The organism is Streptomyces sp. OR43 (assembly GCF_008042275.1).
Lineage (GTDB): Bacteria > Actinomycetota > Actinomycetes > Streptomycetales > Streptomycetaceae > Streptomyces.
In genome coordinates this window covers 1-708 of record NZ_RDBK01000126.1, presented here as the reverse complement: position 1 = coordinate 708, position 708 = coordinate 1, and the positions used below count along the sequence as shown (strand labels likewise).

Annotated in this window: 1 protein-coding gene; it reads left to right on the top strand. The window is 71.0% G+C overall.

The features are described from left to right. Positions 1-176: 176 nt before the first annotated feature. Positions 177-708: hypothetical protein (locus EAO72_RS41535; RefSeq protein WP_148022554.1), on the top strand; the 532-nt coding region annotated here is incomplete at its 3' end.

Below are 708 nucleotides of genomic sequence, written 5' to 3'. Positions count from 1 at the left end.
GCGGTACTGCTTCCGTTGCCTCGTCTGTAAGACATGGACTGCGGGTTGCCGCTTTCCGCCGTACGAAACCCGGACGGCGGTCCCGGGGTGGCGGGGCCGGGCCACCGGCGCCAGCCTGACGGGGGAGTGCCGGGACCCGGCACCCACCGTGATGTCCCCGGTCAGGGAGGCCCGCCGTGCCCCGTTCCGTACCGCTCCGCCGACTGCTGGTCGCGCTGTTGCTGTCCTGCTCCGTGCTGGTGGGCACCACCGCATGCGGGAGCGATGACGGCAACAGCACGAGCAGCGCGAGCAGTTCGGCGTCGCCCACCGGTACGTCGTCGGCCGAGGCGCAGAAGTTCGCCAAGACGCGGTTCGTCGCCAACGCCGGGCTCGCGGCGGGCGCGACGTATCAGTGGATCGTCAAGCCGTACCGCGCCGGGAAGTTCAAGAAGGGCGCGGACGGCCGGACCTTCGCTCTCGTCAAGGCCGGGCTCGCGGGCGGCTTCGCCTACAACCGGCTCAAGGCCGCCACGGAGAACGCCAAGGGCGACCCGCTGCTGTCGAAGGCCGTCGCGCCGCTGACCGCGGGCATCGCGTCCCTCAAGGGCATGGCCACCAAGCTCCGCAAGGGCGAGGTGGGCGACGGGGACGTCGGCGCGTTCGAGAGCGTCATCAACGACATCAAGGACGCCGGCAAGAGCGCGGGGGCCGAGGTCAAGGACAAGG